15 protein-coding genes are annotated in these 13,530 nt (G+C 53.0%); 11 read left to right on the plus strand and 4 right to left on the minus strand.

Translation table 11 applies throughout. From position 1 onward, the window contains the following. Position 1: 1 nt before the first annotated feature. Entirely contained in the window at positions 2–778 is a 777-nt protein-coding gene (locus tag Q4501_RS14765; protein ID WP_303597027.1) for a CoA-transferase subunit beta, read from the minus strand. Beyond that, the gene (locus Q4501_RS14770; RefSeq protein WP_303597028.1) at positions 778–1,593 is read right to left on the minus strand and encodes a CoA transferase subunit A; all 816 of its coding nucleotides are present in this window, start codon (positions 1,591–1,593) and stop codon (positions 778–780) included. Before Q4501_RS14770 ends, Q4501_RS14765 begins: the two co-directional genes overlap by 1 nt. 184 nt (positions 1,594–1,777) lie before the next feature. On the opposite strand from Q4501_RS14770, the gene Q4501_RS14775 reads away from it, so the two are divergent. Continuing rightward, complete coding sequence (locus Q4501_RS14775; RefSeq protein ID WP_303597029.1) at positions 1,778–2,557, plus strand: IclR family transcriptional regulator C-terminal domain-containing protein; 780 nt, start codon at positions 1,778–1,780, stop codon at positions 2,555–2,557. 2 nt (positions 2,558–2,559) lie between these two features. Here Q4501_RS14775 and Q4501_RS14780 read toward each other — a convergent pair whose 3' ends face one another. Then, a complete protein-coding gene (locus Q4501_RS14780; RefSeq protein ID WP_303597030.1) occupies positions 2,560–3,462 on the minus strand; it encodes a LysR family transcriptional regulator in 903 nt (300 codons plus the stop codon). Positions 3,463–3,569: 107 nt separating this feature from the next. Between Q4501_RS14780 and Q4501_RS14785 the strand changes: the two genes are divergently transcribed. The 10 genes from Q4501_RS14785 (at position 3,570) to Q4501_RS14830 (ending at position 12,338) form a co-directional block, all read left to right on the plus strand. Further along, positions 3,570–4,694: a muconate/chloromuconate family cycloisomerase gene (locus tag Q4501_RS14785; RefSeq protein WP_303597031.1), complete on the plus strand. Its 1,125-nt coding sequence runs from the start codon at positions 3,570–3,572 to the stop codon at positions 4,692–4,694. Positions 4,695–4,708: 14 nt separating this feature from the next. Then, positions 4,709–4,999: a muconolactone Delta-isomerase gene (gene catC / locus Q4501_RS14790; protein WP_303597032.1), complete on the plus strand. Its 291-nt coding sequence runs from the start codon at positions 4,709–4,711 to the stop codon at positions 4,997–4,999. 120 nt (positions 5,000–5,119) lie between these two features. Continuing rightward, positions 5,120–6,061, plus strand: coding sequence for a catechol 1,2-dioxygenase (gene catA / locus Q4501_RS14795; protein WP_303597033.1), 942 nt, complete (start codon positions 5,120–5,122; stop codon positions 6,059–6,061). Positions 6,062–6,093: 32 nt separating this feature from the next. Continuing rightward, positions 6,094–7,470 carry a Rieske 2Fe-2S domain-containing protein gene (locus Q4501_RS14800; protein ID WP_303597034.1) on the plus strand — a complete coding sequence of 459 codons (1,377 nt, stop codon included), beginning with the start codon at positions 6,094–6,096 and terminating at the stop codon, positions 7,468–7,470. Then, positions 7,467–7,958 carry a benzoate 1,2-dioxygenase small subunit gene (benB, locus tag Q4501_RS14805; RefSeq protein ID WP_303597035.1) on the plus strand — a complete coding sequence of 164 codons (492 nt, stop codon included), beginning with the start codon at positions 7,467–7,469 and terminating at the stop codon, positions 7,956–7,958. The genes Q4501_RS14800 and benB overlap by 4 nt, the downstream gene beginning before the upstream one ends. Before the next feature lie 20 nt (positions 7,959–7,978). Beyond that, on the plus strand, positions 7,979–9,007 hold the full coding sequence (gene benC / locus Q4501_RS14810) for a benzoate 1,2-dioxygenase electron transfer component BenC (protein WP_303597036.1): 1,029 nt from the start codon (positions 7,979–7,981) through the stop codon (positions 9,005–9,007). Beyond that, positions 9,004–9,783, plus strand: a complete 780-nt coding sequence (benD, locus tag Q4501_RS14815; RefSeq protein WP_303597037.1) for a benzoate diol dehydrogenase BenD — start codon at positions 9,004–9,006, stop codon at positions 9,781–9,783. The genes benC and benD overlap by 4 nt, the downstream gene beginning before the upstream one ends. Before the next feature lie 112 nt (positions 9,784–9,895). Further along, complete coding sequence (locus Q4501_RS14820) at positions 9,896–11,071, plus strand: benzoate/H(+) symporter BenE family transporter (RefSeq protein WP_303597038.1); 1,176 nt, start codon at positions 9,896–9,898, stop codon at positions 11,069–11,071. A 196-nt stretch (positions 11,072–11,267) separates the two neighbouring features. Next, positions 11,268–11,987, plus strand: a complete 720-nt coding sequence (locus Q4501_RS14825) for an AzlC family ABC transporter permease (RefSeq protein WP_303597039.1) — start codon at positions 11,268–11,270, stop codon at positions 11,985–11,987. A 3-nt stretch (positions 11,988–11,990) separates the two neighbouring features. Continuing rightward, positions 11,991–12,338, plus strand: coding sequence for an AzlD domain-containing protein (locus tag Q4501_RS14830; protein ID WP_303597040.1), 348 nt, complete (start codon positions 11,991–11,993; stop codon positions 12,336–12,338). Between the two features lie 120 nt (positions 12,339–12,458). On the opposite strand, the gene dctP is transcribed toward Q4501_RS14830, so the two are convergent. Beyond that, positions 12,459–13,523 (minus strand): TRAP transporter substrate-binding protein DctP, encoded by a 1,065-nt coding sequence (dctP, locus tag Q4501_RS14835; protein WP_303597041.1) that lies wholly within the window; start codon positions 13,521–13,523, stop codon positions 12,459–12,461. Between the last annotated feature and the right edge of the window lie 7 nt (positions 13,524–13,530).

Consider the following 13,530-nt stretch of genomic DNA (forward strand, 5'->3'; position numbering starts at 1 on the left):
CTCACTGTTGACCGGCATGATGTGCATTTGTGCGTGCTTTCAGATCACGCAGAACTTCCAGCTCTTTAGCACTTGGCTCTGGCGTGGTCTCCAACGTGTCGGCAAACAGGATCTCCCACCCAGTGGCCTCGATCACTTCGTCCCGAGTCACATCGGGATGCAGAGATGTGACTACCAGTTCTTTGCTGTCAGGGTCAGGCTTGAGAATGCACAAATCGGTAATTACCACGGTGGGACCACGTCCGATGTTGGATACGTTATCCCGTGCCTTGCCGTCGCGTCCAAAGCCAACGGTGGTTACAAAGTCGACGTCCTTCACGAAGGTACGTTTGGAATGCTTGACGGTAATGAACACTTCCTTTGCGTTGGTGGCAATTTCCGGGGCGCCACCACCCCCAGGCAGGCGGACTTTAGGTTCACGGTAGTCACCGATCAACGTGGTGTTCAGATTGGCGTAGCGGTCAATCTGAGCGGTACCCAGGAACCCGACGCTGATGTGGCCGCCCTGAAGCCAGTAGCGAAACATCTCTGGTACCGCCACGGTCGTCAGTGCGGATTCACACAGCTCCCCATCACCGATGGAAAGTGGTAGAACGTCCGGTTTGGTCTGTAAGGTGCCGGATTCGTAAATCAGGGTCACGTCGGGTGCGTGGGTCAGCCGCGCCAGGTTGGCAGCCTCGCTGGGCAGGCCAATGCCAACAAAACAGGTCATGTCGCTGGTCAGTGCGCGAGCGGCAGTAACACTCATCATTTCCGAAGAGGTATATTCAAGACTCATCACGCAGCTCCTTTTTCAAACACGTTGTTTTTCAGCCAATCCTGGAAGGTCACCCGGTCACGGGCAATGCCGTCCCACTCTTTGTAGAAGGCGTTGTCGCGATCATAATAGCCCAGCGCGTAGGACGGGCTGGCCCCTTTCCGGGCTTCGGCGATGGCAGTGATGGCCCAGGAGGGCAGCACACAGGCGTTCACTGAGGCGCCAAGGTCATCCACGACTTCCTCAACGGTGACGATGCTGCGTTTGGCGGCCAACACGACTTCTTTCTGGATCCCGACAATACCCTCAATCAGCACGTTTCCTTTGCGGTCGGCACGCTGGGCATGAATCACCGCCACATCCGGGCGAACCGAGGGTACGGCAGCCAGGCGTTCACCGGTGAACGGGCATTCGATGAACTTTATCTGATCGTTCACCTTGGGCAGATCGCTGCCGATATAGCCGCGTAGAACGGCCAACGGCAAACCGGCTGCGCCGGCCTCATAGGCGCAAGCCATGGCGGCATGGCTGTGTTCCAGGATCTCGAGCTTGTTCGGCCAGCCTTTTTCAACGGCATCCCGCAGGCGATGCAGTGAACCTACACCAGGGTTGCCGCCCCAGGAGAAGATCAGCTTTTTCGCGCAGCCGGCGCCGATCATCTGGTCGTACACCAAATCTGGCGTCATGCGGATTAGGGTGAGGTCGCGTTTCTCCTGGCGGATTATTTCGTGGCCAGCGGCGAACGGTATCAGGTGGGTGAAACCTTCCATACAGACCGTGTCGCCGTTGTTGATGTGTCGGCTCACGGCCTCTTTGAGAGAGAGGAATTCAGCCATCACAGTGTCTCCATTGCAGTGATTGTAAAAGTTCGATGTACGAACATAAGTTTTATATGCGAACATAATGGCTCGAAGGTTTTGTTGTCGTCAAGTACAAACTTTCGCCAGATGCCGGAAGTGCACGGATGTTCGGATACCGAACGAGCTGTTACTATGCGCGAAAGCTGCTTAAGGAATAGAGATGGACGATCAAGTTCTCGAGCCCGGCGACCGGGACTATGTGGGCGCGCTGGCGTCAGGGTTGGAAGTGTTGCAGGCGTTTGATGCCGAGCATCCGCGGATGACACTGAGCGAGGTGGCGGCACGCACCAAGATGGACCGAGCCAAGGCGCGGCGCTTCCTGCTTACTCTGCATGCACTGGGGTTTGTGAAGCGTAGTGGGCGCCAGTTCGCGCTTACGCCCCGGGTCATGCAATTGGGTTACGCCTACCAGGCTTCGAACCAGTACCGGCCGGTGATTCAGCAGTACCTGGAAGACATTACCTGTGAATTGGGGGAGTCATCATCGCTGGCGGTACTGGATGGAGATGATGTGGTGTACGTAGTGCGCTCATCGGCGCGGCATCGGTTGATGGCCATCACCCTGTCGGTGGGCACTCGACTACCAGCGGCTTATACCTCTATGGGACGGGTACTACTTGCCCAGTTACCGGAAGCGGAGCTTCAGGCGTTTCTTGCCCGGGTAGAGCTTGCGCCCCATACGGTTTCTTCCATCACGGATAGCCATGCTCTAAACAAAGAGATCGCGAAGGTTCGTAGCCAGGGTTACTCGATCGTGGACCAAGAGCTGGATTCCGGGCTTAGGTCGGCAGCCGTACCGGTTTTTGCCGGCAATGGCGAACTGCTGGGAGCGATCAATATCAGCACCAACGCGGCGCGGGTTGATATGAAGACGTTGTTGGACGTCTATTTGTCGCGACTTCAAAAGGCGGCTGAGGCGGTGCGGCTAACGACGCACTAAGGTCAGGGGTAGCGCCCGGTTAACCTATTCTCCACAAGTTCATCCAGGATGGTATTCGTTAGCCGCATCACCGCGTTCGGGTTTTCTCCCTGTCTCCGTGATGCAATCACCGGTACGGTAATGTTGTCGTCTTCCAAAGGCATGTAATCCACCCCCTCACGATTCAGTCGTCGAACCTGCTCTGGCACCAGAGTGAACCCCATATCCGAAGCAACCAGCGACAGAGCGGTCTGCACGTCGTTAACCTGTTGCATTACATTGACACTCAAGCCGCGCCGGTGAAACAGGCCCTGAGTCAGGTCGGCGAAGTTGGGGCCGGGGCCGGATGGAAAGGTGATCATTGGCCACTCTGACAGTTCTTTCATGGATGGTGGGTGGTGGATCAGCGGATTGCCGGCTGGGATGGCGGCGATTAAGGGTTCATCGAAGAGCAGTTCCTGCTCCACGTCAGGGTCTTCAATTCGTACTCGGCCAAAGCCGATGTCGATCTTTCCTGCTTTAAGGGCATCTATCTGCTCCCTGGTTTTGAGCTCGTGCAAGATGATTTCCAGGTTTTTGTTGCGTCTTAAGCGTCGGACCATCAGCGGCAGTTGTCCATAGAACACCGAAGGCACGAAGCCAATGGAGAACACCGTTTTTCGGTGCTGGGCAATCCGTCGGGTGTCTGAGATTGTGGCGTCCACCTTATCGAGGATTTGTTGGGCCTGTTCCAGGAAATATTCGCCGCCGGTGGTGAGTTCCAGTCCACGGGGTTTGCGTGTGAACAATATGACTCCCACTTCCTCCTCCAGTTGTTTGATTGCGCGAGTCAGAGGGGGTTGGGCAATGAACAGCTTTTCAGCGGCGCGAGTGAGGTTTAGCTTTTCAGCCACCACCACGAAGTAACGTAAGTGTCTCAGCTCCATCCATACCTCCAGGGTATTGGTTAGTACTTAATCAATATTGGTTCATATCCGTGAAACTTCGTACTGTCCAAAACACAGGCATTTTTTACTTGTGATTCGGAGAACACATGTCCGCAAAAATTCAGTCCATTGAAGCCATCTTGGTTGACATTCCCACCATCCGGCCACACAAGCTATCTATGACAACCATGGGGGTTCAGACCATGGTGATTGTACGGATGAAGGATTCTGATGGACTTGAGGGGCTGGGTGAAGCCACGACCATCGGGGGGCTGGCCTACGGGCCGGAAAGCCCCGAAAGCGTAAAACTTACCATCGATACCTATTTCAAGCCACAACTGATCGGCCATCCTGTTACGGAAATCAATACCCTGAGAGTAAGGCTGAATTGTGCGGCTCGCGGAAACAACCTGGCCAAGTCCGCCATTGAGACGGCTCTGCTGGATCTGCAAGGTAAACGGCTGGGCTGCCCTGTATCCGACTTGCTCGGCGGAGCCGTGCATCGGCATATCCCGGTGCTCTGGACCTTGGCAAGTGGTGATACTGATCGGGATGTCAAAGAGGCCCTTGGTCTAATCGAAACCCGTCGCCACCGCGACTTCAAGCTCAAGATTGGATCGCGACCACTGATGGAAGACGTTCGGCATGTAGCCGCCATCAAAAATGCCCTGGGCGAGTCTGCCAGTGTTCGTGTAGACGTGAATCAGGCCTGGGACGAGTCAATGGCAGCTAAAGGAATGGCGGAACTGCAAGCGGCCGGTGTTGACTTGGTCGAGCAGCCGACACCTATGAAGGATTACGCCGCCCTGGTGCGTCTGTCTCAGAAGTTCCACCTGCCGATCCTGGCCGATGAAGCCGTTGCTGATGCCACCGACCTTTATAATTTGGCTGCCACCGGCTTCTCGGGTGCCGTCGCGCTCAAAATCGCCAAGGCCGGCGGCCCGGTGCAAGCCCTGAAGCAGGCTGCGGTAGCCCAAGCTGCAGGCATTGGCCTTTACGGAGGCACTTTGCTCGAAGGCACGATAGGCACGGTGGCCTCACTACACGCCTGGTCTACTTTGGAAACTCTTCATTGGGGCACCGAAATGTTCGGGCCGTTATTGATGAAGGATGACATCGTTGTCAAGCCGTTGGATTTTCATGACAACGGAGTAGGTCTGCCACTTGGGCCGGGCCTGGGGGTCGAGATTGATGAGGACAAGCTCACGCATTATCGCCGGAAAGATAAATAAACGGAGGAGTACGCATGCTGTTCAAAGTGGAAATGAAAGTGAATATCCCGCACGAGATGCCGGTCGATGTGGTCGCAGACATCAAAGCCCGTGAAAAGGCCTACGCCCAGGACTTGCAGTCGCAAGGCAAGTGGCGCCACTTGTGGCGGGTGGCGGGGAGCTACGCCAACGTAAGTATTTTTGACGTTAGAGATAACGCTGAGTTGCAGGACCTGATCAGCAACCTGCCGCTATTTCCCTATATGGATATCAGTGTAGCGCCCCTTTGCCGTCACCCATCCTCCGTTCATGAGGATGATCGTTAACATAGGATTCACCGTTACAGGCAATGCATAAAAGCATGTTGTTGCCAGCTGGTGGACGACTAGAAAAACAAAGAAATACATTTCTTTAGCAACAAAAACAACAGTTCGGGGAGACCGACAATGACTATTAAGACCATGCAAACAAAAGATGTGAAAGAGCTGCTGGAACAAGTAGCTGGATTTGATCAGGACGGTGGCAATGAGCGAATGAAGAAAATCGTTCATAGGGTCATGCACGATATTTTCCAGATTGTGGAAGACTTTGATGTGGCGCCGGAAGAGTTCTGGAGTGCCGTGTATTACGTCGGAGAGCTTGGTGCAAATGGAGAAGCGGCCCTTCTGGCGCCGGGCCTCGGCATGGACCGTTATCTGGACATCCGCCAGGACGCCGAAGACGAGCAAGCGGGCCTCACAGGTGGGACGCCTCGCACTATCGAAGGCCCACTTTACGTCGCGGGTGCACCCATCAGTGACGGCTTTGCCCGTATGGACGATGGTAAGGACGCAGGTGCAGAAGTGATTCTGATCAAAGGCCAGGTAACCAATGAGAGTGGCGAACCGTTGGCGAATGCGGTTGTCGACATCTGGCATGCGGATACCAAGGGTGCGTACTCATACTTCGATCAGTCTCAGAGTGAGTACAACTTACGCCGTCGCATCAAGACCGACGCAGAGGGTCGTTATGCCGCTCAAAGCGTTATGCCGTCCGGTTACGGTTGCCCACCAGAAGGGTCTACACAGCAATTGCTTAATCAGCTTGGTCGTCACGGCCAGCGCCCGGCACATATCCATTATTTTGTTTCCAGGCCTGGGCATAAACACCTCACTACTCAAATTAACATTGCTGGTGATGAGTACACCTACAGCGATTTCGCATTCGCTACCCGTGAAGAACTCGTGGTGGAAGCAAAACGTGTAGAGCGGTCTGCAGAGGGCGAAAAACACGGTGTTACTGGCCCGATTACCGAGGTCGAGTTCAATGTGACTCTCATTGCCACTGATAAGCCTGAACTTCAAGAACGTCATGCACGTCCGCGCGCTCTTGAAACAGATGTCGCATAAGCGAGAGACAAGAATAAGAGGAGTGAGATGAAATGAGTAAAAAGCTCGAGCAACTCGCCAACAAGGTTCGTAACGCAGTTGTTGCGGATCCTGAAACCGGTCGGTATCAGTGCGATCGCGGCATTTTCAATGATCGGGAACTGTTTGACCTGGAGATGAAGTACATTTTTGAGGGTAACTGGGTCTATTTGGCTCACGAGAGCCAGATCCCGGAACCGGGCGACTACTATACGGTGACCGTGGGTCGCCAGCCGGTAGTCATCACCCGTACCAAGGATGGCGATCTGAAAGCCATTCTTAACACCTGCTCCCACCGCGGCGCCACTCTGTGTCGCAAGAAGCGCGGTAACAAGACTTCCTTTACCTGCCCGTTCCACGGCTGGACTTTCCGCAACGATGGTCAGTTGCTGAAGGCTAAGGACCAGAAAAAGGGTGGTTACCCGGAGCAATTCAACACCGACGGCTCCCACGACCTGAAGCAGATGCCAAAGTTCGGCAATTACCGTGGTTTTCTGTTCGGAAGCCTGAATGCCGACGTGGTATCTCTTGAAGAGCATCTCGGTGAAACCACCAAGATTATCGACAACATCGTGGATCAGTCGGAAGACGGTCTGGAAGTCCTGCGGGGTAGCTCGACCTATACCTACGAAGGCAACTGGAAGTTGACCGCGGAGAATGGTGCCGACGGCTACCATGTGGGCAGCGTGCACTGGAACTACCTATCGACTATGGGGCAGCGTAACTACGAAAAAGGTGGTACCGAGGCAGTAGACGCCAAGAGCTGGTCGGCCGAGGGCGGATTTTATTCCTTCGAGAATGGCCACATGATGCTTTGGACTCGCTTGCTGAATCCGGAAGTACGCCCGATATATAGCCAGCTTGAGCGGCTGAAGGCGACATACGGTGAGGCCCGGGCCGACTCCATTGTCCGCACCACCAAGAATCTGTGCCTGTACCCGAACGTGTACCTTATGGATCAGTTCTCCACACAGATCCGTGTGACCCGCCCCATCGACGTCAACAAGACGGAAGTGACCATCTATGGTTTTGGTCCGAAGAACGAGCCGGCAGAACTGCGTGCTAAACGTATCCGTCAGTATGAGGATTTCTTCAACGTGACGGGCATGGGTACACCGGACGACCTGGAAGAGTTTCGTGCTTGCCAGAACGGTTATGAAGCTCGCGACATGCGCTGGAACGATATGAGTCGCGGTGCTGCTCATTGGATCGAAGGCCCTGATGAGCACGCTAACCAGATCGATATGAAGCCCATTATGAGTGGTGCGCGCCCCGACGACGAAGGCCTGTACGTTAACCACCACCAGCACTGGCAGGTGGAAATGACCCGAGCCATTGAGGCCGAGCGTGCCCGTTTCATTCCCGTGACGTCAGAGGAGGCATCGGCATGAGCATGAGCTATCACGATATCGAACAATTCATCATCCGTGAGGCCCGATTCCTGGACGACCGAAAATGGGATCAGTGGCTAGCCTGCTACCATGAGGACGTCACCTACTGGATGCCGGCCTGGGACGATGACGATGAGCTGACCGAGGACCCGCAAAGCGAGATCTCGCTCATCTATTACCCCAACAAGGAAGGCCTGGAAGACCGGATCTATCGCATCAAGACTGAGCGGTCCGGTGCCAGCTCCATGCCGGAGCCGCGCACCACGCACTTCACCAGCAACCTGGAGATCCTGTCCCAGAATGAGAGTGAAGTGACGTTGCGGTTCAACTGGTTGACCAAAGCCTATCGCTATAAAAAAACCGATGAATTCTTTGGAACCTCCTTTTATACCCTGGATATCACCGGCGAACAGCCGCTGATTCGGGAGAAGCGCTTGGTTCTGAACAACGATTGCATCAATCAGGTGCTAGACATTTACCACCTGTAATTGATGGGGAGAGCATCATCATGAGTTATAACATAGCACTCAATTTCGAGGACGGTGTTACCCGTTTTGTATCCTGCAACGAAGGCGAAACGGTTCTCGATGCCGCCTACCGCGCACAGATAAACCTCCCCATGGATTGCTCCGATGGCGTGTGCGGCACCTGCAAAGGTGCCTGCTATCAGGGCGGGTTTGACCTGGGCGATGAGTATATAGACGAGGCGCTGTCTGACGAAGAAGTCGAGCAAGGTATGGTGCTGACCTGTCAGATGGTGCCCTCCAGCGATTGCGTGGTGGAAGTGCCAGTTGCTTCCACCATGTGCAAGACCGGTAATGCCGAAGTTACTGGGACTGTGGCCGAAGTAAATCTGATTTCGCCGACGTCGATCGAACTAAAAATCACGGCGGATGACGACCTTGCCTTTTTACCCGGACAATATGTGAACATCCAGGTGCCCGGCACCGAGGAGACACGGGCCTACTCCTTTAGCTCCAAACCCGGCAGCCGTGACCTGAGCTTCCTGATCCGTAACGTTCCGGGCGGTCTTATGAGCTCATGGCTAGTTGGTAAGGCGCGTTCCGGAGATAAGGTAACTCTGACTGGCCCCATGGGAAGTTTCTATCTACGCCCGATTGAACGACCGGTGCTGATGCTGGCCGGAGGCACTGGCCTCGCGCCATTCCTGGCTAAATTAGAATACATGAAAGCCAATGGCTGTGACCTACCAACGCATCTGATCTACGGTGTCACTAACGACGATGATTTAGTGTGCCTGAATGTATTGGAACTGCTTACCAAGCAGTTGAGCAATTTTACATACAGCACCGTGGTTTCCGGAGAAAAAAGCACGCATCCGAGAAAGGGGTACGTTACTCAATATATAGATGACACCCACCTGAATAACGGGGATGTCGATGTCTATTTGTGTGGTCCCCCCCCTATGGTTGATTCCGTGCTTGGGTTCTTTCGAGAAAAGGGATTTAAACCAAATTCGTTTCATTATGAAAAGTTCGCCCCCAGCACTCCTGCAGATAAGGAGAAAGTCGCATGAGATCCCGCTTCACCGATAAGGTAATGGTGATCACTGGAGCTGCCCAGGGAATAGGTAAACGTGTTGCCAATTTGGCCGCGGCCGAGGGCGCGCGGCTTCTTCTCGTAGACATTGCTGATTATATACACGATGTTGCTGCAGAATTGCGCGAGCAGGGTGCTGATGCGATTGCTGTTCAGGCCAATCTGGAAACCTGGGCAGGCGCTGAGACAGTTATGAAGGAGGCTCATCAGCACTTCGATCGCATTGATATTCTCATAAACAACGTTGGTGGCACTATCTGGGCCCAGCCGTTTGAACATTACACGCCGGAACAGATTGAAAAGGAGATTCAGCGTTCGCTTTTTACCACTCTATGGTGCTGTCGCGCTGTTTTACCTTACATGCTTGAGCGCAAATCGGGCGTAATTGTCAACGTCTCCTCGATAGCCACGCGGGCGTTAATGAGGGTTCCATACGGAGCGGCCAAGGGTGGCGTCAATGCTCTGACTGTGAACATGGCGTACGAATATGCGCCGTACAATATCCGAGTGAATGCGGCAGCAGCTGGCGGTACCGAAGCGCCACCAAGGCTGACACCGCGAAACGCGGAAGAGCAGAGTGAACAGGAAAAGGCGTGGTATCAGACTCTGATTGACCAGACCTTAGCGAACAGCTTTATGCATCGATACGGAACCCTGGATGAACAGGCTGAGCCGATTCTGTTCTTGGCATCGGATGCAGCTAGTTACATTACAGGCACGGTGGTTCCCGTTGCAGGGGGTGATCTGGGGTAGGCCGGGTAGGCTGCGACCATAGTTAAACAGTCAGTCTTATCTTCTTTGGCCCCGGCACCCGGGGCTCGTTTCTCATACCGAATCTACAACAATCAATAACGGATTCAGGCTAATGCAAAAACTTCTAAAAGACCTTTCATTGCCAGCTATTGTGGCAGGCTTTTTGGCTGTTCTCGTGTCTTACTCGGGCCCCTTAGCCATATTTTTCCAAGCCGGAGCGAGCGCCGGAATCTCCTCCGATATGATGGTCTCGTGGGTTTGGGCGATTTCTGTCGGAGCCGGCATCTCGGGGATCGTGCTATCGGTTTGGCTGAGAGCTCCTATTGTCACTGCATGGTCCGCACCGGGTACTGCATTGCTGGTTACCTTGTTTCCTGAACTGTCTTTAAACGAGGCGATAGGAGCATACATAACTGCGGCAATCATGATCTTCGTTATTGGTGTATCAGGTACCTTTGATGTGTTTGTACGCGCGATTCCTAAAGGGATCGCTGCAGGAATGATGGCAGGCATACTATTTCAGTTCGGAGTGGGTGCTTTCACCGCAATCGAAACGACACCTTCTTTGGCTATCGGGATGCTGATTTCCTATGTTCTGTTCCGTCGCCTGTGCCCAAAATATACGTTGGTTTTATTGCTGATTTCTGGTGTTTTACTTGCGGTGGTCCTGGAGGGGGTGTCTCTTTCAGGTGTTCGGTGGAGCATTGCGGTGCCCCAGATTATCCAGCCCGAGTGGTCATTAAGTTCAACCCTCAGCTTTGCTATTCCTTTGGTGTTGGTAAGTCTAACCGGTCAATTCCTGCCGGGCATGGCGATCCTCCAAACGGCGGGTTATCCAGTTAAGGCCAGGCCAATCATTGGAATAACAAGCCTGGTTTCACTTCCTATGGCGTTTTTCGGCGGTATCACCACGGTGGTTGCTGCCATTACAGCGGCAATCTGTACTGGTAAAGACGCGCATGAAGATCCTGCTAGAAGATACATTGCAGGGGTGTCCAATGGTGTCTTCTATCTTGTGGGGGGGCTGTTTGCCGGCACTATCGTCAGCTTGTTCACATCCCTTCCCGCAGCGTTTGTGGCGGTGCTTGCCGGGTTGGCGCTACTTGGGGCCATTGCGGGGAATCTTTTTGCAGCACTGGAGGAGCCCAGTCATCGAGAGGCATCATTGATTACGTTTGTCGTCACTGCTTCGGGAATGTCTCTCTTCGAACTCTCATCCGCTTTCTGGGGCGTGGTCATTGGTTACGTTTGCTACTTCATATTGAATGGTGGTGCCGGTCAAAAATGACTTAATTGACACTGATTTCTGATGCTTTGAAGAAGTCAGTTGGAATTCTCTCTAGAAAACGATCTGGCGATTTTCATCACATTTCAATATGCCTTTGGTGCAGAGGCTAGGTCTCGCAGACAAACTTGTTTCCAATTGCAGAAACATGCGCGGAGCTTTGATCCGCACGACTGCTTGTACTGCCGGAGAACATCGTATGTATTCGCAGAATAGGTTGCCGAACAGACAGCCCGCATTTTCCGGAGTATGTGATGCCTCACCTATAGTAGGGGCTTATATACCTATCGCAGTTTCTTTTGGTCTTGTTTCTGTGCAGTCTGGCTTCAGCATTTTTGAAACCGTCATGGTTTCGATACTTGTTTATGCTGGACCCTCTCAGTTTTTATTCGTGGCTATGGTTGTTTCGGGTGCGCCGCTTTGGCTGGTCGTTGCAATGACTATATTGATTAATATGCGTTATGTAGTCTATGGGCCAAATCTGGCCCCTCACTTGCCGTCAAGTCGTTGGTGGCCATTACTCATGCACGGGCTAACAGACCAGATTTTTGCGTTAGCACATACACGTCTGCCTCAACTGCAAAGCTCCGAACGAATTGGCTGGTTTACGGGAGCTATGTTGTTTGCGTGGCTTGGTTGGATTAGTGGAACTGTATTGGGCGCGGTAGCAGGTGAGGAGATGATAAGGTCCTGGCCTTTAATGGTCGAGGTCATGCCATTTACTTTACCGGCTCTATTTTTGGTGTTGCTAGCGCCACGCTTTGACTCTCGAATTTGGGGAATTGCGCTCAGCAGTACCATCGTTCTGGCATTTGCTATGAAAACTCTGGGGTTTGCACATGCGGCAATTCCTGTGGCTGCGATATGTGGGGCGTTTCTATTTCAAATGATAAGAATTACTCCAAAATTTGAGCAATAAAATATGGATATTACGCTTTGGGTCGCGTTGATTACTACGAGTCTCGGCACGTTCTTGATGCGGGCGGTCCCGTTGCTATGGATGCAGCATCATTTGGCTCGTCAATCTCAAGACAACAAAAATGGACGGGTGCCGATGCTGTTGAGCATTCTCGGTCCGCTGACGGTCGGGGCAATGCTGGGGGTTTCTCTGGTGCCAAAAACTATTAGTTCTACATCATTGCTGGCTACGTTCCTTGGAACAGGTCTCACTCTTTTTGTTTGGTATCGAACAAAGTCTTTAGCCTGGTCGGTGGTCTCAGGTGTTTCGATATATGGGGTAACAAAAATGATAACAAATACAGCGCTATGATAATTCTGGGTGCAGGTCAGGTGCCAAAAGCAAGACTTCTCTTTTTATTATTGCCCTGGCTGAGCGCCCTCGGTGATTTTCCGAGGGCAGAGTGCTGCTCAGCCACTAGACGGAGCTGCTTTATACCTTGCCAGTTAGCTGCATAAACTCTCGCAAAATAGCACCGATTTTGCCCGAGTATTCTGGGTCACGCTTGGATATTTCATCGACCACTTCAAGAGATTTGGCTCGGAGCATTGCCACCGCATCGCCGTTCATTTGAACAATTTCTCCATTGTATTCAGTCTTGAACTCCTGCATTCGTTGCAGGTCTTTCATCATGAACATTCCGGCAGCTTCGAGGTGTGTTGCCAGAACAGCATCTTCGATGACTTTCTGGAAATCCGACCCCAGCTTGTTCCACGATTTCAGTGAAACAAATACCTCACTGTTCTGGTGTGATGCGAGGTTCGGCTGGATAATATATTTGTTTACCTCCTGCAGGTTCATCCCCCATCCGGCAGAGACGCCACCCCAGTGCGCACCGTCGACTACGCCGGTCTGAAGCGCCTGGTAAAGCTCCCCGCCGCTGATAGACACAGGCGCTGAGCCCATTTTTTCAAACACTTGTGCAGAGCTGCCGTTTGAGCGAACTTTGAAGCCTTCGAAATCCTTTGGTGTCTCAAGTCGCTTATTGCTATAGATGGCCGTGCCGCCATTTGAAATAGGGCCGACCTGATAGATCCCGCGAGTAGCGTAAGCTTCGCGGATAATGTTGAGCGCGCCCATGTCGTGCATGAAAAATTGCATTTCCTCAAGGGAATCCCAGGTTCCGAAATTCCCGTTGAGGTGACCTGCGGCAGGAATGTCCCCGACCCAGTAGGCGGGATAAATAAGCGCGCCGTCCAGTGTTCCACGGCGGACCCCACGCAGAACATCTCCGGTAGATACTATGGAGTTGGGTTGGTGGGTTTCGATCTCGATTTCACCGTTAGTCGCTTCTTCGATGCGGCGCGCCAACCCATTAAAGATCGGATCGTAATACCAGTTTCCAGTGGGCCAGTGCGTTTGCATCTTCCATTTGATTTTTTGTTTGGGTGATGCGATGACTGCGGGCGCGGATAAGCCCAGAGCCGCAACGGTTGCAGCGGCAGTGGTGCTAGTGGACAGAAATTTTCGGCGGTTTATTGTCTTTGTATCTTTCATATCAGTT

The sequence above is a fragment of the Marinobacter sp. 2_MG-2023 genome, from assembly GCF_030546935.1.
Classification (GTDB): Bacteria; Pseudomonadota; Gammaproteobacteria; order Pseudomonadales; family Oleiphilaceae; genus Marinobacter.

What these genes read in the sequence shown, in the direction of transcription:
- catA (WP_303597033.1), top strand. Translation starts at nt 5,120, where the DNA reads ATGACTATTAAGACCATGCAAACAAAAGATGTGAAAGAGCTGCTGGAA.
- Q4501_RS14775 (WP_303597029.1), top strand. Translation starts at nt 1,778, where the DNA reads ATGGACGATCAAGTTCTCGAGCCCGGCGACCGGGACTATGTGGGCGCG.
- Q4501_RS14770 (WP_303597028.1), bottom strand. Translation starts at nt 1,593, where the DNA reads ATGGCTGAATTCCTCTCTCTCAAAGAGGCCGTGAGCCGACACATCAAC.
- Q4501_RS14830 (WP_303597040.1), top strand. Translation starts at nt 11,991, where the DNA reads ATGGATATTACGCTTTGGGTCGCGTTGATTACTACGAGTCTCGGCACG.
- Q4501_RS14785 (WP_303597031.1), top strand. Translation starts at nt 3,570, where the DNA reads ATGTCCGCAAAAATTCAGTCCATTGAAGCCATCTTGGTTGACATTCCC.
- benB (WP_303597035.1), top strand. Translation starts at nt 7,467, where the DNA reads ATGAGCATGAGCTATCACGATATCGAACAATTCATCATCCGTGAGGCC.
- Q4501_RS14765 (WP_303597027.1), bottom strand. Translation starts at nt 778, where the DNA reads ATGAGTCTTGAATATACCTCTTCGGAAATGATGAGTGTTACTGCCGCT.
- Q4501_RS14820 (WP_303597038.1), top strand. Translation starts at nt 9,896, where the DNA reads ATGCAAAAACTTCTAAAAGACCTTTCATTGCCAGCTATTGTGGCAGGC.
- Q4501_RS14780 (WP_303597030.1), bottom strand. Translation starts at nt 3,462, where the DNA reads ATGGAGCTGAGACACTTACGTTACTTCGTGGTGGTGGCTGAAAAGCTA.
- benD (WP_303597037.1), top strand. Translation starts at nt 9,004, where the DNA reads ATGAGATCCCGCTTCACCGATAAGGTAATGGTGATCACTGGAGCTGCC.
- catC (WP_303597032.1), top strand. Translation starts at nt 4,709, where the DNA reads ATGCTGTTCAAAGTGGAAATGAAAGTGAATATCCCGCACGAGATGCCG.
- Q4501_RS14825 (WP_303597039.1), top strand. Translation starts at nt 11,268, where the DNA reads ATGTATTCGCAGAATAGGTTGCCGAACAGACAGCCCGCATTTTCCGGA.
- benC (WP_303597036.1), top strand. Translation starts at nt 7,979, where the DNA reads ATGAGTTATAACATAGCACTCAATTTCGAGGACGGTGTTACCCGTTTT.
- Q4501_RS14800 (WP_303597034.1), top strand. Translation starts at nt 6,094, where the DNA reads ATGAGTAAAAAGCTCGAGCAACTCGCCAACAAGGTTCGTAACGCAGTT.
- dctP (WP_303597041.1), bottom strand. Translation starts at nt 13,523, where the DNA reads ATGAAAGATACAAAGACAATAAACCGCCGAAAATTTCTGTCCACTAGC.